The 24,856-nt window shown below is 58.7% G+C and carries 17 protein-coding genes; 6 read left to right on the forward strand and 11 right to left on the reverse strand.

From position 1 onward, the window contains the following. The first annotated feature begins 214 nt into the window (after positions 1 to 214). On the forward strand, positions 215 to 2,149 hold the full coding sequence (locus ACIQ36_RS00145; protein ID WP_395824003.1) for a bifunctional 2',3'-cyclic-nucleotide 2'-phosphodiesterase/3'-nucleotidase: 1,935 nt from the start codon (positions 215 to 217) through the stop codon (positions 2,147 to 2,149). A gap of 71 nt (positions 2,150 to 2,220) precedes the next feature. On the opposite strand, the gene ACIQ36_RS00150 is transcribed toward ACIQ36_RS00145, so the two are convergent. The 5 genes from ACIQ36_RS00150 to ACIQ36_RS00170 all read right to left on the reverse strand — a co-directional run bounded on the left by ACIQ36_RS00150 (position 2,221) and on the right by ACIQ36_RS00170 (position 8,978). Next, positions 2,221 to 2,748, reverse strand: coding sequence for a GNAT family N-acetyltransferase (locus ACIQ36_RS00150; protein WP_395824006.1), 528 nt, complete (start codon positions 2,746 to 2,748; stop codon positions 2,221 to 2,223). Positions 2,749 to 2,755: 7 nt separating this feature from the next. Then, positions 2,756 to 3,328 (reverse strand): helix-turn-helix domain-containing protein, encoded by a 573-nt coding sequence (locus tag ACIQ36_RS00155; protein ID WP_395824009.1) that lies wholly within the window; start codon positions 3,326 to 3,328, stop codon positions 2,756 to 2,758. Positions 3,329 to 3,478: 150 nt separating this feature from the next. After that, a protein-coding gene (gene prfB, locus ACIQ36_RS00160) for a peptide chain release factor 2 (RefSeq protein WP_395824012.1) occupies positions 3,479 to 4,589 on the reverse strand; the annotation gives its coding sequence in 2 pieces (ribosomal slippage) (positions 3,479 to 4,519 and positions 4,521 to 4,589; 1,110 coding nt in all). Positions 4,590 to 4,619: 30 nt separating this feature from the next. Then, the gene (locus ACIQ36_RS00165; protein WP_395824015.1) at positions 4,620 to 7,187 is read right to left on the reverse strand and encodes a penicillin-binding protein 1A; all 2,568 of its coding nucleotides are present in this window, start codon (positions 7,185 to 7,187) and stop codon (positions 4,620 to 4,622) included. Between the two features lie 126 nt (positions 7,188 to 7,313). Beyond that, on the reverse strand, positions 7,314 to 8,978 hold the full coding sequence (locus tag ACIQ36_RS00170; RefSeq protein ID WP_395824018.1) for an N-acetylmuramoyl-L-alanine amidase: 1,665 nt from the start codon (positions 8,976 to 8,978) through the stop codon (positions 7,314 to 7,316). Positions 8,979 to 9,569: 591 nt separating this feature from the next. On the opposite strand from ACIQ36_RS00170, the gene ACIQ36_RS00175 reads away from it, so the two are divergent. Continuing rightward, entirely contained in the window at positions 9,570 to 12,248 is a 2,679-nt protein-coding gene (locus ACIQ36_RS00175; RefSeq protein ID WP_395824021.1) for an Rne/Rng family ribonuclease, read from the forward strand. Positions 12,249 to 12,308: 60 nt separating this feature from the next. Here ACIQ36_RS00175 and maiA read toward each other — a convergent pair whose 3' ends face one another. Beyond that, a complete protein-coding gene (gene maiA, locus ACIQ36_RS00180) occupies positions 12,309 to 12,956 on the reverse strand; it encodes a maleylacetoacetate isomerase (protein ID WP_395824024.1) in 648 nt (215 codons plus the stop codon). 170 nt (positions 12,957 to 13,126) lie between these two features. Between maiA and ACIQ36_RS00185 the strand changes: the two genes are divergently transcribed. The 3 genes from ACIQ36_RS00185 to ACIQ36_RS00195 all read left to right on the forward strand — a co-directional run bounded on the left by ACIQ36_RS00185 (position 13,127) and on the right by ACIQ36_RS00195 (position 16,819). Further along, positions 13,127 to 14,503 carry a hypothetical protein gene (locus ACIQ36_RS00185; protein WP_395824027.1) on the forward strand — a complete coding sequence of 459 codons (1,377 nt, stop codon included), beginning with the start codon at positions 13,127 to 13,129 and terminating at the stop codon, positions 14,501 to 14,503. Between the two features lie 137 nt (positions 14,504 to 14,640). Beyond that, the gene (locus ACIQ36_RS00190; RefSeq protein ID WP_395824030.1) at positions 14,641 to 15,159 is read left to right on the forward strand and encodes a hypothetical protein; all 519 of its coding nucleotides are present in this window, start codon (positions 14,641 to 14,643) and stop codon (positions 15,157 to 15,159) included. Between the two features lie 256 nt (positions 15,160 to 15,415). Next, entirely contained in the window at positions 15,416 to 16,819 is a 1,404-nt protein-coding gene (locus ACIQ36_RS00195; protein WP_395824032.1) for a hypothetical protein, read from the forward strand. A 47-nt stretch (positions 16,820 to 16,866) separates the two neighbouring features. Here ACIQ36_RS00195 and clpA read toward each other — a convergent pair whose 3' ends face one another. After that, a complete protein-coding gene (gene clpA / locus ACIQ36_RS00200) occupies positions 16,867 to 19,185 on the reverse strand; it encodes an ATP-dependent Clp protease ATP-binding subunit ClpA (RefSeq protein WP_395824035.1) in 2,319 nt (772 codons plus the stop codon). Between the two features lie 5 nt (positions 19,186 to 19,190). Then, positions 19,191 to 19,517 carry an ATP-dependent Clp protease adapter ClpS gene (gene clpS, locus ACIQ36_RS00205; RefSeq protein ID WP_395824038.1) on the reverse strand — a complete coding sequence of 109 codons (327 nt, stop codon included), beginning with the start codon at positions 19,515 to 19,517 and terminating at the stop codon, positions 19,191 to 19,193. 387 nt (positions 19,518 to 19,904) lie between these two features. On the opposite strand from clpS, the gene ACIQ36_RS00210 reads away from it, so the two are divergent. Further along, entirely contained in the window at positions 19,905 to 20,726 is an 822-nt protein-coding gene (locus ACIQ36_RS00210) for a transglutaminase family protein (RefSeq protein WP_395824041.1), read from the forward strand. Between the two features lie 57 nt (positions 20,727 to 20,783). Here ACIQ36_RS00210 and ACIQ36_RS00215 read toward each other — a convergent pair whose 3' ends face one another. The 3 genes from ACIQ36_RS00215 to fliI all read right to left on the reverse strand — a co-directional run bounded on the left by ACIQ36_RS00215 (position 20,784) and on the right by fliI (position 24,825). Further along, complete coding sequence (locus tag ACIQ36_RS00215) at positions 20,784 to 22,760, reverse strand: methyl-accepting chemotaxis protein (protein ID WP_395824044.1); 1,977 nt, start codon at positions 22,758 to 22,760, stop codon at positions 20,784 to 20,786. 317 nt (positions 22,761 to 23,077) lie between these two features. Next, positions 23,078 to 23,497 carry a hypothetical protein gene (locus tag ACIQ36_RS00220; protein ID WP_395824046.1) on the reverse strand — a complete coding sequence of 140 codons (420 nt, stop codon included), beginning with the start codon at positions 23,495 to 23,497 and terminating at the stop codon, positions 23,078 to 23,080. Next, on the reverse strand, positions 23,494 to 24,825 hold the full coding sequence (fliI, locus tag ACIQ36_RS00225; protein WP_395824049.1) for a flagellar protein export ATPase FliI: 1,332 nt from the start codon (positions 24,823 to 24,825) through the stop codon (positions 23,494 to 23,496). The genes ACIQ36_RS00220 and fliI overlap by 4 nt, the downstream gene beginning before the upstream one ends. Between the last annotated feature and the right edge of the window lie 31 nt (positions 24,826 to 24,856).

The raw sequence follows: 24,856 nt of genomic DNA on the forward strand, positions 1-24,856 counted from the left end.
CAGATATTCTTCCTAACGCCCCTCATAGATAGGGAGCGGGTTTGAGCGCGACCATTGCGAAAGTCTCACGGGGTCCTCGCGCTTCGGCACTGCGGAAAACTGTCGCAAAAACTTGACGCCAACGTCATCAAATTTTGTCCCCGGCGTCTAGAATAAATGTCTGCTAGGCTATACGCACTAACTGCTCATATTGCGACGAAAGGGACTTTCAACAATGCGTTTTTCATCACTCGTCGGGCTGCTTCTCGCAGGGTCCGTGCTCACCTCTCCGGCTTTTGCCCAGGACGTAAAGGCGAATTTGCGGGTCTTGCAGACCACGGATATTCACACGAGCTTCCTGAATTATGACTATTATCGGGATGCCGAAGATCATACCGTTGGCCTAAGCAAAGTAGCAACACTGATTCGCCAAGCGCGAGGTGAGGTTGCCAATAGTCTATTGATTGATAATGGCGACCTTCTACAAGGGAACCCGTTGGGCGATTATGTTGCTAAGGTAAAGGGGCTGAAAGCAGGAGATATTCACCCTGCCTATGCGGCCATGAATTTGCTCGGATATGATGCCGCGTCCCTCGGCAACCACGAATTTAACTTTGGCCTGCCGTTCCTCGACACGGCGTTGAAGGGGGCAAAATTCCCGTCACTATCGGCCAATATATTCGAAATGGACGGTAAAACGCACCGCTTTACCCCCTATGTGATTCTGGAGCGGCGGGTAAAGGATAGCACTGGGGCCGAACAACTCCTGAAAATTGGCGTGATTGGGCTAACCACACCGCAAATCGTTCAATGGGATAAGAGCCATTTGGACGGTAAAATCATCACGAAGGATATTGTGGCCACTGCCGAAGCCATCGTGCCTGAAGTAAAGGCCAAGGGGGCCGATATCATCATCCTCGCCGCCCATACAGGGATTGGCACCGATCAAGTAAAATCGGGGGATATGGCCGAAAATGCTGGTTGGGCGCTGACCAAGGTGCCGGGAGTAAATGCGGTTCTCACCGGCCATCAGCACCTTACCTTCCCCGGTCAATTCAAGGATTTAGCGGGGGCGGACGCCGCAAAGGGAACCATCAATGGCGTTCCCGTTGCAATGCCGGGCTTTTGGGGTAGCCATCTCGGCATTTTCGATCTGGAACTGACCAAGGGCAGCAACGGCTGGACCGTGACCAACGGCACGACCAGCATTCGCCCAATCTACAAAATTGATGAAAACCGCAAGCGCGTGCCGCTGGTCGACAATCAGCCCGATATCGTCGCCGCCGTAACGCCGATTCACGAAGAGACGCTGAAATACATCCGCGCGCCCTTCGGTAAGCTGGCCGCGCCAATTTATAGTTATTTCGCGCTGGTACAGGATGATCCCTCGGTGCAGATCGTCTCCGATGCGCAGATTTGGTATGCCAAGAAGGCCCTGAAGGGCACGAAATACGAAAGCCTGCCGATTCTGTCGGCGGCCGCCCCCTTCAAGGCCGGTGGACGCGGCGGCCCGGATTATTACACCGATGTCGCCCAGGGTGAGATCGCCATTAAGAACGCCGCCGATCTCTACCTATATCCGAACACGCTGCAAGCCGTTGTCCTCAAGGGCGCGGGCGTGCGGGAATGGTTGGAAATGGCGGTCGGGCAGTTCAAGCAGATCGACCCGAACAAGAGCGAACCGCAAGACCTAGTCGATGGCGGCTTCCCCACCTTCAACTTCGACATTATCGACGGCGTGACCTATGAGGTCGATGTGACCCAGCCGAAGCGCTACGATAACGACGGTAAACTGGTGGCCGCCGACGCGCGCCGCATCAAGAACCTGAGCTATCAGGGCAAGCCTATCGACGAGGTGCAGGAGTTCGTTATCGTCACCAATAACTACCGCGCCTCGGGCGGCGGTAAGTTCCCCGGCCTTGATGGCAAGAATATCATCCTGCAATCGCCGGATGAAAACCGCCAAGCCCTGATCGATTTCATCACCGAACAAAAAAGCGTAAACCCCAGCGCCGATAAAAACTGGAAATTCGCCAAAATCGGCAAGCCCGTGACATTGGCGTTTGAAAGCTCGGGTAAAGCGGAAACCTTCCTAAGCTCAAACCCCGCCTTGGTCAAACTCGGCGAAGGGCAGAATGGCTTCGTGAAATATGGCGTGAAGCTCGATTAGGCAAAAGAGCAGGGCCGGTTGAACCCGGCCCGACGTGCAGGAGCGCCTGAGGGAAACTTCAGGCGCTCTTTTTATAGGGAGAGGTGCTTATAGAGAATGGTCGTCCCATGCAGCCCGTCGCGGGCCGTATTCAGAGCGAAATTGGGAATGATTCCCACCGTCTGATACCCCAGACCGCGATAGAGCGGCTCTGCCGCGTCGCCCGTGCGCGTGTCGAGCGTCAGCAGGCTCCGGCCCCGCTTCGTAGCTTCCGCCTCCAAGGCCCGCATCAGCGCTTGCGCGGTCCCCTGCCGCCGCGCCTCGGGATGGACCATCAGCTTGCACACATCAGCCCGATGCGGCTGATTCGGCGGCGTGTCGCAATCGAGTTGCACTGTTCCTGTGATCGCACCATTGTGCCGCGCCACCAGCAGAACGCGCGTGCCGGACGCCACGCCGGGCCGGACTTTTTCGGACCAGAAGGCCTTAGCGTCCGCGTTGGTGAAAGGCAGCACAAAGCTAATACTCGCCCCCGCCTGCACGCAGGCATGGAGCAAATCGGCCAGTTCAGTGAGGCAAGCGTCCAGCTCGGTGGCCGAAAGCGCGTGAATCTCAATCATGTCACCCTCACACGAGAAAAAGCAGATAGCGCGCGCCTTGGTCGGGCGGCGTGACGAAGCGGCTCGGACCGAAAAGCTGATAACGCAGACAGTCGCCGGGCGCGAGCCGATAGGGCTTGCCCTCAATCGTTAGGGTCAAGGCGCCCTCTTGCATCAGCAGATGATGCTCCAGGCCGGGGCGCGGTGGAGACTCATAGGCAATATCGACATTTGGGCCAAGGCTGCACTCCAGCACCTCCCCCGCCAAGCTTTGCGCGGGCGGCGACAGGGAGCGGCGCACGAACCCGGTTTCAGGATCGGTCCAAACGGGTTGATCCGGCGGGCGGATCATCGGCGCAAACCCCGCCTCCACCATCCGCAGCAACCGCGACAGCGGCAGCCCATAGGCGGCGCAGAGTTTCCCCAGCACGGTCGCGGTGCCACTGACCTCGGCATTCTCCAGCCGCGACAAGGTCGCTCGACTGATCGTGCTGCGCTTGGCCAAATCGTCCAACGACCAACCGCGGTCCGCCCGCAGCGCCTTCAGGCGTTGCGCGAGGCGATGGTCGAGGGAGGTTTCATCAGTGAGAGGATTTTCCATATATGGGAAATTCTCTCAAAACCGCACGCGCGTCAAGCTAGAATCGGGGGCGCGGCATCTGGCCCCGATAATTCGTTTCAGGAAAAATGGATTACTAAGGGGCAAGCCCCTTAGTTGGGGTTGTTAGGGGCAAATGCCCCTAACTTTAACTTACCCCGCGACCGATCCCAGCCGCGCTGACAACGCCGCTTCAAGGAATGTATCGATATCGCCATCCAGCACCGCGCCGGAATTGCCCATTTCGGCCCCGGTGCGCAGATCCTTGACCATTTGGTAGGGCTGGAGCACGTAAGAGCGGATTTGATGGCCCCAGCCGATTTCGGACTTGGTGGCGTTGGCGGCGGCAACCTTGGCTTCGCGCTCTTGCAGTTCCCGCTCGTAGAGGCGCGCTTTCAGCATTTGCATAGCGGTTGCCCGGTTGCGGTGCTGGGAGCGGTCGGACTGGCAGGCGACGACGATGCCGGTCGGCATATGGGTGATGCGGATGGCGCTTTCGGTCTTATTGACGTGCTGCCCGCCCGCCCCGGAGGCGCGAAAAGTATCGATGCGCAAATCCTTATCCAGAACCTCCACTTCGATATTATCGTCGACGACCGGATAGACCCAGACCGACGAAAAGCTGGTGTGCCGCCGCGCCTGGCTGTCGAAAGGCGAAATGCGCACGAGACGATGGACGCCGCTTTCCGTTTTCAGCCAGCCATAGGCATTGAGGCCGGAAATCATGATGGTCGCGGATTTCAGCCCGGCTTCTTCACCGGGGCTTTCTTCGAGCAACTCCACTTTGAAGCCGCGCCGTTCCGCCCAGCGCGTGTACATGCGCAGCATGATGTTCGCCCAGTCCTGGGCTTCGGTGCCCCCGGCCCCGGCGTTCACTTCCAGATAGGCGTCGTTCATATCGGCTTCGCCGGACAGCAGGCTTTCCAGAACGCGCTTATCGGCTTCGACCTTAAGGGCGTCCAGCGCGGTTTCCGCTTCCGCCGTGAGGTCCGCATCGCCCTCGGCTTCGGCCATCTCCAGCAAACCGAGCGCGTCGGCCAGCTCGTTTTCGATGGATCGATAGCCGTTGACCTTGCGCTCCAGCGCGGTCTTTTCCTTCAGCAGGCTTTGCGCCTTGGCCTGATCGTTCCACAGGTCCGGATCATTGGCAGCGTCGGTGAGTTCATTTAGGCGGGCGACAGAGACATCCCAGTCAAAGACCCCTCCTCAGCAGCTCAAGTTGCTGCTTGATGTGATCGTGAATCGCCACGATTTCGGCACGCATATTTTTATCCTCAGTTCGTCGCCACGCGACTTAGTAAATTCCGCCCAGATTACCGCTGGCCGGCGCGGGGGCCGGGGCTGGCGGCGGGGCATCGCCCGCAACCGGCGCGGCGGCGGGCGCGGCAGGATTGGCCGGATCGACCGTTCCACCCTCGCCCCCCTGAACAGGGGTTAGGCTATAGCCCTGCGGCAGGTCGCCGAGCAAGGGATCGTTGTTATCGGGATCGTCCGCCCCCGGCTCGGTGCCCGGTTTGAAGGCTTCGAAGATGGCCTTCGGATCGCCAACGCCCGCAAGCTTGCCGGTTTCGCGGTTCACGCGGACCATGCGCAGCCCCGGCGGCACGCGGAAGGGAATCGGCGGCACGCCTTCCAAGGCTTCCTTCATGAAATCCCGGAAGATCGGGGCCATATTGCCGCCGCCGGTTTCGGTCTTGCCCAGGGTGCGCGGCTGATCGAAGCCGATATAGGCGGCGACCACCAGATCAGGCGAGTAGCCAACGAACCAATTGTCGAAACTATCGTTGCTGGTGCCGGTTTTCCCCGCCAGCGGGCGCTTTAAGGCGGCACCGATCGCAGCGCCAGTGCCGCGTTGGACGACACCTTCGAGCATCGAGGTCATCTGAAACGCCGTGGCCGCGTCGATCACTTGCGGACGATTATCGACCGGATAGGGCGGCAAGCCACCGTCATAGGTTTCGGCGGTGCAAGTGTCGCAAACGCGCGGATCATGCTTGAACACCGTCTGGCCGTAGCGGTCTTGCACCCGGTCAATCACCGTCGGCACCACTTTCTTGCCGCCATTGGCGATCATCGCATAGGCCGCCGCCATCTTCAGCGGTGTCGATTCGCCCGCCCCAAGCGACATGGAAAGGAGCGGCGGCAGATTATCGGTAATGCCGAAGCGCGACGCGATATCGACGACCTTTTCCATGCCGATAGCCGAAGCGAGCCGGATTGTCATCAGGTTGCGGCTCTGCTCAATACCGAGGCGTAAGGACGATGGGCCGTAGAATTTTTCCGTATAATTCTCGGGCCGCCATTTTTTGCCCGACCCATCGTCCATCACGAAAGGCGCATCGAGGACCACCGACGCAGGCGTATAGCCGTTTTCCAACCCCGCCATATACACGAACGGCTTGAAGCTGGAGCCCGGTTGGCGTTTTGCCTGCGTTGCGCGGTTGAATTGGCTGAGATCGTAACTGATACCCCCAACGAGCGCCAACACGCGGCCCGTATGCGGGTCCATCACCACCATCCCGCCCGACACATCGGGCAGTTGGCGCAGCCCGTATGTTTCCGCCGGATATTTGGTTTTGCCATCGGGGGCGGTGGTCACGGCTTCAACCAGAATAAGATCGCCGACGGTCAGCACCTCCGAAACCTTCTTCGGCGGCGCGCCAACCTTTTGGTCGGGCAGCACCGGCCGCGCCCAGGAAAGCTCGGTGAGCGGAATTTTTCCCGGCTTGGTTTCGGTCCTATTTTCGCGAACGCCGATTTCCGCAACGCTGTCCGTTACCTTGAGCACCAGCGCGAGGTTCCAGGTTCCCGCCCCGCCCGGCGGCGTGCGGGCGGCGAGCGTTTTTTGCCACTCGTTGACCGGAACCGCCTTTTCCAGCGGCCCGCGCCAGCCGTGGCGACGGTCGTAGCGGATCAACCCATTGCGGAACGTCCGGTCGGCGATTTCCTGCAACCGTGGATCGAGCGAGGCGCGGACCATATAGCCGCCGCGATACGCCCCTTCTTCGCCGTAGCGCCCCACCAGCTCGCGGCGGACTTCTTCGGCAAAGAAATCGGCCTTCACCAGTTCGTCGGCGTCGCGGCGGCGGACGGTCAGAACCTCTTCCTTCGCCTTTGCCACCTCTTCCGCCGTCACGAACCCGTCTTCCAGCATCCGGTCGAGCACATAATCGCGGCGGGCGTGGGCACGGTCGGCTTGCGTGGAGGGATTATAGTTGGAGGGGGCTTTTGGCAGTGCCGCTAAGAAACCGGCTTCGCTCAGAGTCAGTTGATCGAGGGATTTATTGAAATACATCAGCGCGGCGGCGGCGACGCCATAGGCACCGGACCCACCGACCGAGCCTAGGTAAATTTCGTTCAAATAAAGTTCGAGAATTTGATCCTTGCTCAGCGCCTGTTCGATACGAATCGACAGGATCATTTCCTTGATCTTACGGTCAATCGACCGCTCATTCGTCAACAAAAAGCTGCGCGTGACCTGCTGGGTGATCGTAGACGCGCCGATGAGGCGGCGACCCGACAGGTAATAGCCGAGGTTTTGCACCATCGCGCGCCCAAGGCCGACCGCATCGATACCGGGATGGGTATAGAAATTCTTATCTTCCGCCGACACGAACGCTTGCTTTACCTGGGCCGGAATAAGGGCAACAGGAACGAACACGCGCTTTTCTGCGGCCAATTCCGCCAGCAAGCGCCCATCACCCGCGTGAACGCGGGTAACGATGGGGGGGCGGTATTCAGCCAATTGCCGGTGATCCGGCAGTTGGTCGCCGTAATGGCGCAAAACGAAGACGAAGCCCCCAATCGCCCCAACGGTGGCGACGAGCATCAACGATAGAAACGCGATAAACCAAGTCCGCATGGTTAGGCCCGAACCCTCAGCAAAGTATCGCAGTCTCTTAGCAGAAAATGGCGAAGGTAAGGTGGATTCTTGGCGCTCCCCCCGCAAGGCGGGCGTGCAGGATCCGCAAAGATCGGGGCACTCTCCTCAACCGGCGCGCGCGCCCATCAGTTTCGGCAAAACCGCATCCACCGCGCGCGTCACGCCGTCGGCAATGCGTTGGCGGAAATCGGGGGCCAGAATGCGGCGCTCATCGTCCGGGTTCGAAAGATACCCGAGTTCGAGCAGCACCGAGGGCATGTCGGGCGCGGTCAACACGGCAAACCCCGCCGAGCGGATGGCGTTATTTACTTGAGCCACGTCGCGCCGCAATTCTTCTGCCAGCGCCACAGCAAATTGCCGGGAGGCGGCGCGGGTATCGCGCTGGGCCAACTCGATGAGGATGGAGGCCGCCGAGCCGGTTGCACCCGATAGGTCCGCCCCCGTGATGATATCGGCCTTATTTTCCTTCGTCGCCAAGGCTTCGGCCTCGCGGTCGGTCGCCTTGTCGGAGAGGGTATAGACCGACATGCCGGAAACATTGCGGTCGGCCAGCGCGTCGGCATGGATCGAGATGAACAGCGCGGCATTTTCGCTGCGGGCGAGCGTCACGCGGTCGCGCAAGGGTAGCAGCGCGTCGCCGTCGCGGGTGAGGAAGACCCGGTAGCGGCCCGTCGCTTCCAGGCGCTCGCGAATGGCGCGAGCGTACCCCAGGACAATATCCTTCTCGAATTTACCGGAATAGGAGGTTGCGCCGGGGTCTTTGCCGCCGTGGCCGGGGTCGAGCATAATCACCGGCAGGGCGGGTTTTGGCACTGGCGGCGCAAAACGTGGGGGCCCCAGCGGCACGATCACGCGAACCGCCCGATAGGGTTCACGTTCATAGATTATCCCGCTCGAACCCGACACGGCCCCCTCAGGCTCGGTCCGGGCGGCAAGCAGTGGCGCAGGCGCAAGGCTCGCCGCATCGGGCAGCGGGGCCGCAGGTTTGGGGAGTTCCAAGACTTCCGTTTGCACTTTTGGGCGCGGAACAGCGGGCGGCGGCACCGGGGCTTGCGGCGGTGGCGGGGCCGAGGGCGGGGCGCTCTGGAAAGGGCCAGGCGGCGGCGGTGATGCGGTAGCCCGGTTTGGTAAACGCGCGCCAGGCGTTTCGGTGATCGGCGGCAGCCCGACCGTTGCCGAAGGGCCAAGGCCGGTTAAGGGGATCGGGGCATTATTTCCGGGCGGCGGCGCGGGGGGCGGCGCCAGCAGCGGGGCTGTCAAGCCAAGGCTGGGCACGGCACCAGCTTGCGGCGCGCTTTGCGTCACCGGCACAGGCGTTCCCGGCACAGGCGTTCCCGGCACGAGATCGACCACCAGCCGGTAACGTTGCGGCCCTTCCGGGGGAAACAAGCTCGCGGCCTGGATTTGTGCCGAGCGGCTCAGGACCAATTCGATCCCCCGTCGCCCGCTCGCGTCCAAGATGCTCACCGCGCGTTGGATAAGCCCCCCGCGCGGCGGTTTATCGTCTAGGCGCACCGTAACGCCGGTAAGATCGATGAAGACCCGATCCGGCCCCCGAGGTTGCACCCGCACCGCTACCGGCTCCGACACGTCGAGCACGAAGCGCGTGATGCCGCCGTCCCGCACACCAACCCGCCAGCCGGTCGCCGTCGCCTCCGCCTGCGCAGGACGCGGCAGCGCGGCGAAGAAACCGAGCAGCAGGAGCATCGCCCAGCCGAAACGGCGCGAAGCCCGAAAGAATCCCGTAAGGTCAGTCCTGAATGCGATCATGGCCGCAGCATGCCTGTGCGCCCGAGCCGGTGCAACCCGCCTTCGCCAAGCGGGGCCGACTTGTCTCCGTCGCGCCCCGTATGACGCGCGGTTAATTCTCGCTCGGTCTCGCGGAATATGATTGTCGTACTGCGCACTTATCCCTATTGTGTTCTGGCATGTCCGGGATCGGCGGCGACTTCAAGGTCAGCCCGTATCTTTTTTTCCGGTTGTTGGCTTATCGGCCCGCGTTGGGTGGATCGGCCCTGCTCCGACGGAAGATCCATTCCCGTTAGAGGGGGTTTAGCTCCATCCAGAACGAACCGGTAGGTTCTGCCCCCCGGCACGCGCCCCAACAGGTTTCGCGAGATGGTCTTGCGTCTAACCCAGGAGCCGTCAGTCTAGTGTCCAACGCGTGCGGTCATCGCAGCTTAAACCCGACGCCCAAGGGGGCTTATGCCGCCTTGGCTTCCGTTCGGGTGGGGATCCTAGATCGTTTTACCGCTCCGTCCCTATTCCAAGCCCAAGTGTTGACTGCACTGCCCTACTCTACCGCCCTCGGCGGTCGTTCGGCGTTGCTGACCGCTCCGGGCTTGCTGGAGTTTATACCCTATGGTCAAGCGTATGTTGATCGACGCGACCCACGCGGAAGAAACCCGCGTTGTCGTGTTGGACGGTCAGCGTCTCGAAGAATTCGACGTCGAGACATCCACCAAAAAGCAGCTTAAAGGCAATATCTACCTCGCGAAAGTGACGCGGGTAGAGCCTTCGCTTCAGGCGGCTTTCGTAGAATATGGCGGCGGTCGTCACGGCTTCCTTGCTTTCTCGGAAATCCATCCGGATTATTACCGGATTCCGATTGCCGACCGGGAAGCCCTGATTGCCGAGGCCGCGCGCGAAGCCGCCGAAGCCCGCCAGAGCGAAGAGGGTGAAGACGGCGAGACCGTGGAAGAAGTCGGCGGCGACGAGTTCGACGATGTCTCCCCGCGCCGCTCGCGCAATCTGCGCAATTATAAGATTCAAGACGTTATCACCCGTCGGCAGATCATGCTGGTCCAGGTGGTGAAGGAAGAGCGCGGCAATAAGGGCGCGGCACTCACGACCTATCTGTCGCTCGCCGGGCGCTATTGCGTACTCATGCCGAACAACCCGCGTGGCGGCGGCGTGAGCCGCAAGATCACCAACGGGCCGGACCGCAAGCGCCTGAAGGGCATGCTGGACGAGTTCAACATTCCCGAAGGCATGGCGGTGATCGTCCGCACGGCCGGAATGGAACGCTCGCGCATTGATATTCGCCGCGACTATGAATATTTGCTGCGCCTGTGGGACGAGATCCGCGAAAGCACGCTGGAATCCTCCGCCCCCGCCCTCATCCACGAGGAAGGCAATCTGATTAAGCGCGCCATCCGCGATCTCTATTCGAGCGATATCGAACAGATTTTGGTGGAGGGCGAGGAAGGCTATCAGAGCGCGAAAAGCTTCATGCGCATGCTGATGCCGAGCCACGCGCGCCGGATTGTGCCCTATACCGATCCCACGATTCCGCTGATGCACCGCTATCAGGTGGAAACCCAGCTCGATCAAATCCATTCGCCCGTGGTGCAACTGCGCTCCGGCGGCTATATCGTCATCAACCCGACCGAAGCCCTTGTGGCCATCGACGTCAACTCGGGCCGGGCAACGCGCGAACGGCATATCGAAGAGACCGCCTATAAAACCAATATGGAAGCGGCGGAAGAAATCGCCCGGCAAGTGCGCTTGCGCGATTTGGCCGGGCTGATCGTCGTCGATTTCATCGATATGGAAGAGGGCCGCAATAACCAAGCGGTCGAGCGCAAGATGAAGGAGGCCATGAAGGCCGACCGGGCGCGCATCCAAATCGGGCGGATTTCGGCGTTCGGCCTGCTGGAACTCTCGCGCCAGCGCCTGCGCCCCTCGGTGATCGAAGCCCATACGGAAAAATGCCCGCATTGCCAAGGCACGGGGGTTATTCGTTCGACCGAATCGACCGCGCTCACCGTGTTGCGCGCGATTGAGGAAGAAGGCATCCGCAACCGTTCGGCGGAAATCCTGGTTTATGTCCCCACCGCCATTGCGCTCTATCTGCTCAACCAGAAGCGCGATGCCCTGGGCTCTATCGAAGAGCGTTACCGCTTCCGCGTCCAAATCGGTCGCGACGATACGCTGACGCCGCCGGATCATCGCCTCGACCGTCTGGAAGCCAAAACGCCGGAACAGATTGCCGAACTTGCGGCGCTTGCCGCTGTGGCCCCGGTCGCCTTTGAACCCGACCCCGAAGACCTCGCCTCCGAAGACGAGGAACTGACCGCCGAGGACCGGGCCGCCCTCGCCCATGACGATGAGGCGGAGGGTGACGACGGCCAGGAACTCGATGGTAGCGATAAGCTGGGCGACGATAACAGCCGTCGTCGCCGTCGCCGTCGCCGCCGCCGGCGGCCTGATGGCAGCACGAAAGAGGGTTCCGCCGAGTTTACCACAGCCGATGGCGAGCAAGCCGACGAGGGCGATGATGGCGACGGCGAGGTCGATGAGGCCGATGGTGCCGCCAACACGCTCGAAGGCGAGACTGGCATCACCCCCGAAGCCGGAACCGGCGATGGGGAAGATGGCCCGCGTCGTCGTCGCGGCAAGCGCGGTGGTCGTCGCCGCTCCCGTCGCGGTGAAGGCTTTAGCGTCGACGAGAGCCAAGCCGATGGTGTGGATGTTATGGATGCCGCCGATCCGGCCGCGCCCGAGGCCGAACCGGCACCCGTCGTCATCCCGATCGTCGAAGCCGCGCCCGATGAGGAAGCGGTGGCAACAGAAGCGCCGAAGCGCAAGCGCGCCCCGGCCCGTAAAAAGCCCGTGGATGCCGAGGGGGCTCCCGTGGTGACAGCCGAGGCAGAGGCTTCGGCCAAGCCCAAGCGCGCACCGCGCCGGAAGAAGGCGGATGAGACGGTGGAAGCCCCGGCGGCTCCGGCGGCGGCAGCCCCGGCTACCGACGCAACTCCGGCAAAACCGGGCCGCGCCCGCCGCCCCCGTGCCGCTAAAGCGGCGGAGGTGCCGTCTGAGGAAACCGCTGTCTTGGCGGCAGAGCCTCCTGCTCATGCCCTGGAGACGGTTGCTCCGGCGGTTGCCCCCCCAGTTGCCCCCGTCGTCGAGACCGCTCCTGAGGCGGCCACCGTTGCAGAATCGGCCCCGACCGAAAACCTCGCGGCGATTGAGGCGGTGAAAGTCGTCGATGTCGATCAGGCAGCGCTGCCGCCGAAGCGCGGTTGGTGGCGACGCTAAGCCGTTTCTCTCTTTGCTAAAATGGAACCGCCCCAGCACTGGGGCGGTTCTTTTTGGGGCTTATGCGCCGGGTTCGGCATCCGGTTGCCGCGCAGGGTGCGCCGCAATAAAGGCCGGGTGCGCCGCCGCCTCGGCGTCAATGCGTAAAAGCGTTGGATAGGCCGCAAGCGGCACGTTGAAGCGCCGTGCGTTATAGATCTGCGGGATCAACACACAGTCAGCGAGGCCGGGCGCATCGCCATGGCACCAGCGCCCTGTTTCGGAGTCCCGTGCAAGACGGGTTTCCAGCGCCGCAAACCCTTCGGCGATCCAATGGATAACCCATTGGTCGATAGCGGCTTGAGGTTGCGCACTCTCGCCCTTTAAGTATTTGAGAACCCTTAAATTATTCAAAGGGTGAATATCACAGGCGATCAGTTGCGCTAAACTGCGGACCCGCGCCCGTGCGGCTGGAGTCGCGGGCAGCAGCGGTGGGACTGGATGAATTTCGTCCAGATACTCCAAAATTGCCAAAGACTGCGTGACAGAAAAACCCTCATCCTGCAAACAGGGGACCAGGCCCTGCGGGTTGATTGCCAAATAATCTGGCGAACGCTGCGCGCCCTCGCGCAGGTGGCAGGCGCGCTGTTCCACGCTCAAGTCTTTTAGCCATACTGCGATTCTCACGCGATAGGCGGCGGAGGACCTGTAATAATCATAAAGTATCATTCAACCTTATCTCCCAAATGAGATGTTATACTCAAAAGTATCGTTTGAATACACTTGCATTCACCTGATAACCTTCAATTAAAAAACAATTAATTTGATTCGAATCATATTTTTGCTAATAACGAGGGGCAAGATGCGATTTCCAGACTCCAGAATTGGACCGGGCAACTATGACGATCAACGCAACCTATACGGTTATCGACAACGCCAACAGTCTAGGATCGCTGCGCGATACTGTTATGACAAATATCAGCGCAGCGTTTCAAGCTTGGGCTAACGTTCTGGCGGGAAATGCCAATCTTCAAGTGACGGTTACGGTGAGCAATCAGGGTTCCTCGAATCTTGCCTCGGCCGGTCCTCGCAATCAAGCCGACAATGGTATCGTTTCCGGTCTTCGCCAGTATGAGTCCAATCTTGCACATCAACTACGGACGGGAACGGATACAAACGGTGCCTCAACCGATCTAAACATAACAATTAACAGTCAGGCCCTCAGTAAATTTTACTACGACCCCAATCCTTTAGATGATTTTGCGGGTGTTCCAAGCACGCAGTATGACTTTTTTTCCACAATGATGCATGAAGTTGCCCATTGCCTTGGGTTTTTTTCCTATCGTGACGATTATACCGGCGCTTATTATACTTATAAATCAATATACGATGATAAGATCACTTACTCGGGCGGGGCGGCCTATTTTGTCGGTGAAAACGTGAGCCGATATAATGGCGGCCCTCTGCTGTTAGCGACGAACGATCTATCTCATACGTCAAATGCGCAGACGCTCATGTCGCCCTATGCGACGCGCGGGCAGCGCGATGCGATTACGGCGATTGACCTTGCGGTGTTAGCGGATCTTGGGATCGGCACCAAACAGTCGGATATTCTCAAGGTTCATACCGAGAATACCGGCCGCTCCGTAACGCTCAATGCTGGCGCGGGGACGGATACGGCCGTTTACTCCGGCAGCCTAGCATCCTACAGCATATCTTATGTGCCTACTTCGGGCGGCTATATTGTCAAGGGGAACGGGTTTACCGATACCTTGCGCTCCGTTGAACAGATCCGTTTCGATAATGGAACCTATTGGATCGAAGACATAGCCGCTATGAGAACGGGGGTTCATCGTTTTTATAATACCGAGACAGGGACGCATTTTTATACAGGCTTCAATAGCGAAGCCTATGATCTGCGCACGAATGCACCCCAGTTTATCGACGAGGGCTTTGCCTTCTCCAACGCTAAATCGGCCGGTAGCCAGGAAGTTTTTCGGTTTGTGAATAAGGAGACGGGTGCTTATTTTTACACAATTAGCACTCAAGAAAGAGATACTATTCGGAACAGCTTGCCACAATTCGAGTATCAATTTAGCAGCTTCACAGCGTTTACGACCGATAAGGGGCCGCAAGAAGAGCTATATCGGTTTTACAACACCGCAACAAATTCGCACTTCTTCACGACGTCAGAAGCAGAGCGCGATAGCATTATTGGATCCCTTCCAAATTTCAAGTATGAAGGAATTGCTTTCTACGTGGATATTCTGACTTAAACCCTGTCCAAATCGTGACAGAAACGTAAGTTGTGCCCCAGGGCGAATTCTGATGGAATCCGCCCTATGCGTTTTTCTGCCGAAATTTCGACAGGATCGTCGGCTAGAAAGAGCGCAATGGACTCATGTGGGGATAGATGATGATCGGCACGAAATTAACCGCTGTTGGGCTGGTAGCCCTAGCTTTGGCGGGGTGCGCGGCAAATCCCGGCGGCTCGGGCCAGCTTGGCGATTCCTGTGGCGAGCTTGGCTGGGGTCGCATCGGCGGTACCCTCGCGGGGGCCACCGGAGGCGCGTTTTTAGGCTCGGCTTTTCGTGGCGCGGGCCGCAGCACCCAAGGCGCGGCGATTGCCGTGGGGGCGCTCGCGGGGGCTGCCGCAGGGTATTTCGCAGGCAATTCCATCGATAAGGGCCAGTGTGAACAGGCGATGGCCGCACGCAATCGCGCCTTAGATAACGGCCAGATCGGCCAAACCATAGCCTGGAACCAGGGTGAAAGCCGGGGCACCTTTACGCCGACGCGCGAGGGCCGCGATCAATCCGGCGCGGTCTGCAAAGAATATGAGCAAACGATCTATGTGGACGGCAAATCCGAAACCGGCATTGGCCGCGCCTGCCGCCGGGGCGATGGCCGCTGGCAGATCGTGAACGACTGAATATTTTAGCGCTTCGACCGCAATCTAGCCGTCTCAAACATCGCTCCCGGTCACGCCAAGGCTACCGGGGGCTTTTTTATATCGGCGACAATCTCTGTAACGCCTCTCCAGCAAGGTTAAAAAATCACTTCAATACAGATGTATTCGAGATAAAATTGCTAACAGAATGTTAATTTAATTTGCCATTTTAGGGAATTTTGATATGGTTCACCAACTTTCGCACCCGCCCCAAACATAGAGTAGGTGGCCATAAGCCATGACCATTCGCGCAACTTACACCTTTACCGACGCGACTAACACCGCAGCTTCCTATAAGAATGCTATTCAATCGAATCTCACGGCGGCGGTCGAAGCGTGGTCCAAGGTGCTCGCGGGCGATGCGAGTATTCAGATTAGCGTTCAAACGTCGGGTTCGATCGGCAGCAATTACGGCGGCGGCTTTGCGGCGGATCTCGTGACGCACGGAGTTTCCGGTGGTAAATACCAGACGGAAGCGACGTTTGGTCACCAAATTCGGACGGGAATCGACGCAAACGGTAGCAAGTTCGACGCCAATATCATCATTAACGGTTATGGGTTGGATGAATTTTTCTTCGACCCATCGCCTTACGATAGCGGGGGAGATATCCCGAGCGATAAGTATGATTTTTATTCGTTGATGCTATACTCTGTTGGTAAAGCCCTTGGTTTTCATGGATTTCAAACAGCGGCGGCTAGTATTTACAGTAGAACCTATAAAACCATCTATGATGACCTCGTGGTTTATAAAGGTGGCACGCCCTATTTCAGCGGTGAAAACGTTAGAAAATATTATGGTTCGGATCTTGCGTTAAACCCGAATGATATTTACTCCATTAATACGAAAATATATAATGGCGAGCAGTTTACCAATAGCGCCGTTAGCGAATCGGTTCTCCTCGGGCAGCGTCGGCAAATTTCGGCAATCGAAAAAGCCATGCTCGCCGACCAAGGGATTGGTACGGATCAGGCTGATATTTTAAAAGCCCATATCGATGTTTCGGGAAAGTCGATCAAACTCAATGCCGGGGCTGGAACCGATACGATCGTTTACGACGGCCGGAAAGCTGACTATTCGGTTAAATACTCGGCCGCCGACGGGACCTACAAAGTAACCGGCAAGGGTTATGCCGATACATTGATTTCAGCCGAGCAAATTCGGTTTAGCGACGGCACCTATTGGATTGAAGATGCCGCTGGGGTGACTAATGGTGTTCACCGCTTCTATAATACTGCGACGAATTCCCATTTTTATACTGGCTCAAATGCAGAAACCAATAGCGTGCGCACGTCGATGCCCTATGCTGTCGAGGAAGGATTTGCCTTTGCCTCGGCGAGCGGTAAGACCGGCCTTGAGGTGTTCCGCTTCCAGAATGAAAAAACCGGCGCGTATTTTTATACGATCAGCACGTCTGAGCGGGACTCTATTCTAAAATCGCTACCGCAGTTTTCGTATCAGGGAAGCAGTTTCAAAGCCTATACCGCCGACAATGGCCCGCAGGAAGAACTTTATCGGTTCTACAATACGGCCAGCGGCGCGCATTTCTTCACAACGTCCGAAGCGGAGCGCGATAATATTGTCGCCAACCTTCCTCTCTTGACCTACGAGGGCGTTGCCTTCTACGTCGATATTATGACCTAAGCTGAAAAAAGTAGGGCCGCCCTGAGGGGCGGCCCTTTTTTGTGTTTCTACTCGACCAGTTCGGCTTCCGGCTCCGTCGCCTTGCGGCCCGGTGCGGAGGTAACAAGGAACGAGAGTTCCCCATCGCTCCCCACATCCACCTGAACATGCCCACCGTGGGCGAGCTTGCCGAACAGCAGTTCCTCGGCCAGCGGCTTTTTGACCGTATCTTGGATGACGCGGGCTAGAGGGCGCGCGCCATAGAGCGGATCGAAACCTTTCTTCGACAGCCAGGATTTGGCCGCTTCCGTTAGTTCCAGCACCACATGACGGTCGGCCAATTGCGCTTCGAGTTGGATAACGAACTTATCCACGACCCGATCCATCACCTCCGGCGACAGGTTGGCGAAGGGGATGGTGGCGTCCAGACGATTGCGGAACTCGGGCGTAAACATCCGCTCGATGGCTTCTTTATCCTCGCCCGTGCGCCGTTCCCGCTCGAACCCGAAGGCGGCTTTAGCCATATCGGCCGCGCCCGCATTCGTCGTCATGATCAGGATCACATTCCGGAAATCGACATTCTTGCCGTTGTGATCGGTCAGTTTGCCGTGGTCCATCACTTGCAGCAGGATATTGTACAGGTCCGGGTGGGCCTTTTCGATTTCATCCAGCAGCAGCACGCAATGGGGGTTCTGATCGATGGCATCGGTCAAGAGCCCGCCCTGATCGAAGCCTACATAGCCCGGCGGCGCACCAATCAGGCGGCTAACGGTATGGCGCTCCATATATTCCGACATGTCGAAGCGTTTCAGTTCGATGCCTAAAAGCCGCGCCAACTGGCGCGCCACTTCGGTCTTCCCGACGCCGGTAGGGCCGGAGAAAAGATAGTTCCCAATCGGCTTTTCAGCATCGCGCAGCCCCGCCCGCGCCAGTTTGATGGCGCTGGAGAGGGCTTTGATGGCTTCATCTTGCCCGAAGACCACCGTGGAAAGATCGCGCTCAAGGGTTTTCAGCACTTCGCGGTCGTCCGACGAGACGGCCTTTGGCGGGATTCGGGCGATTTTGGCAACCACCCCCTCCACGTCTTTCACCGAAATCGTCTTCTTGCGTTTCGACAGCGGCAGCAGCATTTGCGCCGCCCCCACTTCGTCGATCACATCGATAGCCTTATCGGGCAGCTTGCGGTCGTTGATATAGCGCGCCGAAAGCTCCACCGCTGTGCGGATAGCCTCATTGGTGTAGCGCACCTTATGGTGCTGCTCGTAATAGGGCTTGAGGCCCTTGAGGATCTTGATCGAATCTTCCACCGAAGGTTCGGCCACATCGATCTTCTGGAAGCGCCGCACCAACGCGCGGTCTTTTTCGAAGTAGCTGCGGTATTCCTTATAGGTAGTCGAGCCGATGCAGCGCAGGTTGCCCGCCGCTAACGCCGGTTTCAGCAGGTTCGAGGCATCCATCGCCCCGCCCGAGGTTGCGCCGGCGCCGATAATCGTGTGGATTTCATCAATGAACAGCACGGCATTGGGATGGGCTTCAAGCTCGCCCAAAACTTGCTTCAACCGCTCTTCAAAATCGCCGCGATAACGCGTGCCCGCCAAGAGTGCGCCCATATCGAGCCCGAAGATAGTCGCGCCCAGCAACACTTCCGGCACATCGCCATCGACGATACGTTTCGCCAGCCCCTCGGCAATCGCGGTTTTCCCCACGCCCGGATCGCCCACATAAAGCGGGTTATTCTTCGTGCGACGGCACAAGATCTGGACGGTGCGATCCACTTCAGCCTCACGGCCGATCAGCGGATCGATCTTGCCGTTCGCCGCCTTCTTATTCAGATCGACGCAATAAGCTTCAAGCGCTTCTTGGCCCTTTTTCGCCTCTTTCCCCTCTTTCGGGGGCGATGACGGCGCAGCTTCCTCTTCAGCCCCCGCCGTGCGGCGGGTTTCCGAGCGGCCCGGCACTTTGGCGATACCGTGGGAGATGAAGTTCACCGCGTCGAACCGGCTCATATCCTGCTCTTGCAGGAAATACACGGCGTGACTTTCCCGTTCCGAGAACAGCGCCACCAGCACATTCGCGCCCGTAACTTCCGCCCGGCCCGACGATTGCACGTGGATCACCGCCCGCTGCACGACGCGCTGGAAGCCGGAGGTTGGCTTTGCGTCTTCGGTTCGGCTGCTGACGATATTCGACAGCTCGTTATCGAGATAATTGGTTAGGTCGCGGCGCAGCTTATCGAGATCGACACCGCAGGCGCGAAACACGCCCAACGCATCTTGATCGTCGGTGAGAGACATCAGGAGATGCTCCAGCGTGGCAAACTCGTGCCGACGCTTATTGGCAAGCTCCAGGGCCGTATGCAGGCTCTTTTCCAGGTTCCGCGAGAGCATTAAGGCTACTCCTTCTCCAAGGTGCACTGCAAAGGGTGCTGGTGTCGGCGGGCAAAGTCCATCACTTCCGTGACTTTCGTTTCCGCCACCTCATAGGTGAAGACACCGCACACCCCCACACCACGCTGATGGACATGCAGCATAATCCGCGTGGCTTCTTCCTTATTCTTCTGGAAAAACCTTTCGAGAATGTGAACGACGAACTCCATCGGCGTGTAATCGTCGTTTAACATAAGAACCCTGTACATAGACGGCTTCTTGGTCTTTGGCTTGGCCTTGACCGCAACGCCCGTATTATTGCCAGGATTTCCGTTTTTCAGATCGTCGCTCATTCTACTCGAAGGTATTTTCCGCACGGGTGGGAGGGATTGGGTTGGAGAAATAGGGAACTATCTGGTCAGGCGGCGCGTTTAAACTGCCGGGCCGTGATTCATCATATGAGATGAAATCCGCCTTAGAAAAGGGGGGTTCTATCGCAGTGCCACAGGTTTTACCGGCCAAGGCAAGCGCCTTTCCTGACGTGCCCCGCTAAGCCCCTGAATTTGCCTACTTAACGCCGTTAGCATCCCTGCCATCCCCCTGTCGCTCAAAATGGCGTGACGATTGCTTCTGCTTCACTGTAGCCTGACACGGTCGCGTGTCGTTGATCCGGTGATATACGGTTGCCGGATGGAAGCTTCGATCGAGTCCCCTCCAACGCTTGACGCGAGGCCCTGCCCATGTTCATCCGCTATGGCTATGAAATCACTTTAAACTGCGCGCAACCAACCGCGCTGGTCTGCCTCCTGTCGGTCACGGCGGATCGGGATGCCGATATTCGTGTGCCGGAAACGACCTTCACCAACCCTTCGGTGCCGACGACGGTCTACCACGACCTCTTCGGCAACTTGTGTCGCCGGATGGTGGCGCCCGCGGGCGACATCACCATTTGGGGCGATGCTACCATCGAAGATTCAGGTTTAGTCGACCGGGCCAATTTCGCGGCGCGGGAAATTCCCGTAACCGATTTACCCGATTCCTGCCTCGTCTATCTGATGGGCAGCCGCTATTGCGAAACTGATAAGCTGAGCCAAACCGCTTGGGATCTGTTCGGCCATCTGCCGCCGGGCTGGGCCCGCGTGCAGGCCGTGTGTGATTTCGTGCACAAGCATATTCGCTTTGATTACATGCAGGCGCGCTCCACCCGCACGGCCTTCGAAGCCTATAACGAAGGCATCGGCGTTTGCCGCGATTATGCCCATCTTGCCCTCACGCTCTGCCGCTGCCTGAATATTCCAGCGCGCTACATTAATGGGCATTTGGGCGATATCGGCGTGCCGGTGGTCAATCCCATGGATTTTAGCGCCTGGATTGAGGTTTTCTTAGAGGGCGAATGGTATACCTTTGACCCGCGCAATAATAAGCCGCGCATTGGCCGCATTATCGTGGCCCGCGGTCGGGATGCCGCCGATATTCCGCTTATCAATTCCTTCGGCCCGCACCTGCTGAAATCCTTCCGCGTCTGGACCTATGAAGTGCCCGATCCCCGGCTTGGGCAATAAAGAAAAGGCTGGCCACCCGTTGGGGGTTGCCAGCCTTTTCGGCGCGTCGAATGGGGTTTAAGCCGCGCGGATATTCCCCAGGAACTCGGTGATTTCCGTACGCAGCGTGTTGCCCGCAAGTGTAAGCCGATCGGCGGCTTCCAGCACCACATCGGCGGCCTTTTTAGTCTCGCCAGCCCCTAAGGTGACATGGGCGATATTCTCGGTGACATGCTGGGTGCCATTGGCCGCCTGTTGTACGTTGCGGGTAATTTCCTGGGTTGCCGTCCCTTGCTCTTCCACCGCCGCCGCAACCGCCGAGGTGATTTCGTTCATCCGGTCGATGGTTTTGCCGATGGTTTCGATGGAGCCAACGACGGCACTGGTTTCGGTCTGAACGCCGGTGACTTGCGCTGCAATTTCCTCGGTGGCTTTCGCCGTTTGCTGCGCAAGGCTTTTGACTTCGGCGGCGACCACGGCAAAGCCCTTGCCCGCTTCCCCGGCGCGCGCCGCTTCGATGGTGGCGTTCAAGGCCAGAAGATTGGTTTGCGCGGCGATCCCGTTGATCATCGTCACCACCTCGCCGATGCGCTGGGCCGCGTCGCTAAGCTGGCGAACTTGGGAGACGGTACGCTCGGCCTCATCGGTCGCCCGCAAGGCAATCGAGGCGCTTTCCTGAACCTGTCGGCCGATTTCGCGTATTGAACTGCTGAGTTCTTCCGAAGCCGCCGCTACCGTCTGCACATTCGCCGACGCTTGCTCGGAGGCAGCCGCTACTGCCGCCGCTTGATCGTCGGTGCGCGCAGCATTGGTGCTCATCACATTGGCGGTGCCCTGCATTTGATCGGCCGCCGCGCCCATGGCCGTTAGAATTTCTGCCGTGCCCGAGCCGAAGGTCGCGATGAAGCTCTCAACTTTTTGCTGACGCTCCAGCTTGCGCGCCTGCTCTTGCGCTTGTTCGGCGTGCAACTGGTCGGCTTCGATGGCCTTGAGGCGCAGGTTTTCAATTGCACCCGCCATTTGACCGATTTCATTCTTGCGGTCGAGAAACGGCACCACCTGGTCGCGCTGGCCATTGGCGAGGACCGTCACGGTCTCGGTTAGTTTGAACAGCGGCGCCAAAACCTGACGCTGCATCAGAATAATCAGGCGCACGAGCGCAAACCCGGTGACGAGAACCAGAAAGCCGCCGAAAGCAAGGCGCCGATAAGCGTTGGAAACTTCTGCCTCAGCCCGACTCTGGCTTTCCAGAAGCGCGGCATTGCGCAGGCCCATAATGCTTTGCAACTGCGGGACGATCTCCGTCACCATCTCGGTCACACTCTTGCTATAGGGGGCCTGCTGGCGCGATTCGGCCAGGTGCGTGCCGACGATCTCGCGCCCGCGCGTCATATAGCCTTGCTCCATCGCCCGTTGCGCGGCCAGAAGCTCCGGCGTGGCCCCCACTTGCGCGATACCATTGCGCAACCGCTCCGACAGGGTCTCGACCCGCCCGCGCAACTGTTCGACGCGATCTGCTTCCACCTGTGTGAGCGGACGATTGGCGGTCATGCCCGTGCCCAAAGTCGCGGCCTGCTGGCCCGCGCTTTCACGCATATCGGCGGCAAGGCGCGCCAGCATATTCAAGGCCGCAACCGAAGGATCGGCAATCGTGGTTTCGGCTTCGAGCTTATTCAAGATGCCATCGGCCTGGGCGCTAATGGCGAACATGCGTTGGAAGTAACCCAGCACAATCTCGCCGCGCGCGCTGCGCGGTTTGGCAATATCGGTATCGACCGCCGCACGAACGCTGCTGAGCCCTTTGGTTAGGGTTGCCAGCGTCTCCTTCATCGCCGGCTCGCCGCCGAGGCTCGTAAGCCCAATCGAGACCTTCTGGATAAGATCGTCGGTGGCTTTGCGGGCCTGCTGAAGTTTGGCGAGCGCCGAGGCATCCGCCGCCGCTTCCGCTGCCAACAGATTATTCGACGGGCTGCGCTCCAGAGCTAAAAATTCGACCATGCGGAGTGTATCGGCAAAAACCGCCGCCGTGACCGATGCCCGATTCTTGGAAGACATGATGGAAACTTGTGTCGATAATATCTGAATCGCTAAAGCAAAAACGCAAACGCAAATAATGGCCAAGCCAAATTTTACGCGCGCACCGATACTGATTTTCGACACGACTGTCCCCTCACTATAGAATACGATTGCCAATACCCCTTGGACCTCGGAGGGTATTTTTCGGGTCAGACACTATGCGGGAATTTCTTAATTCAAGCTTAATATGATTATTTTATCAATTTTTTACTATGAATTAATTTTTGATTGATTCGGAAAAAATTTAGCCGCCAAAAGATCGAAGACGTAAATTTTGACAGGAAGACTGAAACAATTCACTGCATCTTGCGTTGATGGGCGACTTCGGCGATTTCATCGAGACGTATGCGATCTTTACGATCCTGCTCTGCTTTTTCGCGGGCTAGGCGATTGGCTTCGGCCACTTCGAATTTTTTCAACTCTCGATAAGCATCTGTTACCGCATCTTCGGCTTTTAAGATTTGCTCGCCGATTTGCAGCCGGTTTTGAACCAACGCTTCCCGCCGCCCACGCGCCCAGTCGGAATAAGTCGGCCAATAGCGGGCCAGCAGCATATCATTGGCCGCAAGTTGGCGTTCGCGCATCACTTCCTGATCGAGCGCAACGATAGAGGCATCGATCTGGGTGGCCAGATCTTCGAGCGCTCGCAGTTCGCGGCGTCGCTCATCCAACTCGAACTTACGATAGCGGATCAGCGGCTTGAGGGACTTGCTCACCCAACGCCACCGCTATTGAGAATATCGGCGAGTTGATAATAGCCCTGCACCAAATCGCCGCGCTCGCGCTTGCCTTGCGCTAGGAACTGTTCGATCAGCGGGTAATAGCGCATCGCCTCATCGGTCTTGGGGTCGGAGCCGGGGCGGTAGGCCCCCAGCCGGATCATTTCCGCCATATCCTCATAGGCCGCAAGCATCTGACGGGCGCGCGAAACGACGCCATTTTCATCGTCCGTATTGCAGCCCGGCATAACGCGGCTAACCGAGCGCAAAATATTGATGGCGGGGTAGCGGCCCCGATCGGCAATGGTGCGTTCCAGCACGATATGCCCGTCGAGAATACCGCGCACGGCGTCCGAAATCGGCTCGTTATGGTCGTCGCCTTCGACCAGCACGGTGAAGAGGCCTGTGATCGACCCGGAGCCGCGCAAGCCCGGCCCGGCCCGCTCCAGCAGGCGCGGCAGTTCGGCAAAGACCGATGGCGTATACCCTTTACTGGCGGGCGGCTCGCCAACCGACAGGCCGATTTCGCGTTGGGCCATTGCAAAGCGGGTGACGCTATCCATGAGGCAGAGAACATTCTTACCCTGGTCGCGGAAATATTCGGCGACCGACAGCGTCAGATAGGCAGCTTGGCGGCGCATCAACGGCGGCTGATCGGAGGTTGCCACCACCAACACCGAGCGCGCCAAGCCTTCCGGCCCGAGATCGTCGTGAATAAAGTCCTGCACTTCGCGGCCGCGTTCGCCAATCAGCCCGATCACAATGACATCGGCAGACGTGTAGCGCGCGATCATCGAGAGCAGCACGGATTTACCTACGCCGGAACCCGCGAAAATGCCCATGCGCTGCCCCTGGCAGCAAGTGAGGAACTGATTGAGTGCCCGCACGCCCATATCAATCTTGCCTGCGACACGCTGCCGCTGGTGTGCGGGCGGCGGCGCATTTCTTAACGGATAGGCGATTTGCCCCGCATTGAGCGGCCCCAAATCATCAATCGGCTCGCCCATGCTGCCAACGACCCGGCCCAGCCAACTTTCGTGCGGATAGATCACTGGGTCGGTTTGCGCGATTTCGGCTCGGCAGCCCAAACCGACACCGTCCAGCGTTCCGAAGGGCATCGCTAACGCCCGTTCACCCTTGAAACCAACGATTTCCGCCGGTACGCGCCGGTCGCCACGCGCGATGATCGTCACCCGGTCGCCGACCGAAAGCGCCCGCTGCACCCCGCCGATTTCCACCATCATGCCCAAAACGCCGACGATGCGGCCATGCAGAACATGGTCAGCCATCCGGCCGACGCTGGAAATAAGGTTATCAATCAGCATCGCGCCGCTCCCCTTTGATACGCTTGGATAA

The sequence above is a fragment of the Elstera sp. genome (assembly GCF_044372965.1).
GTDB lineage: Bacteria > Pseudomonadota > Alphaproteobacteria > Elsterales > Elsteraceae > Elstera.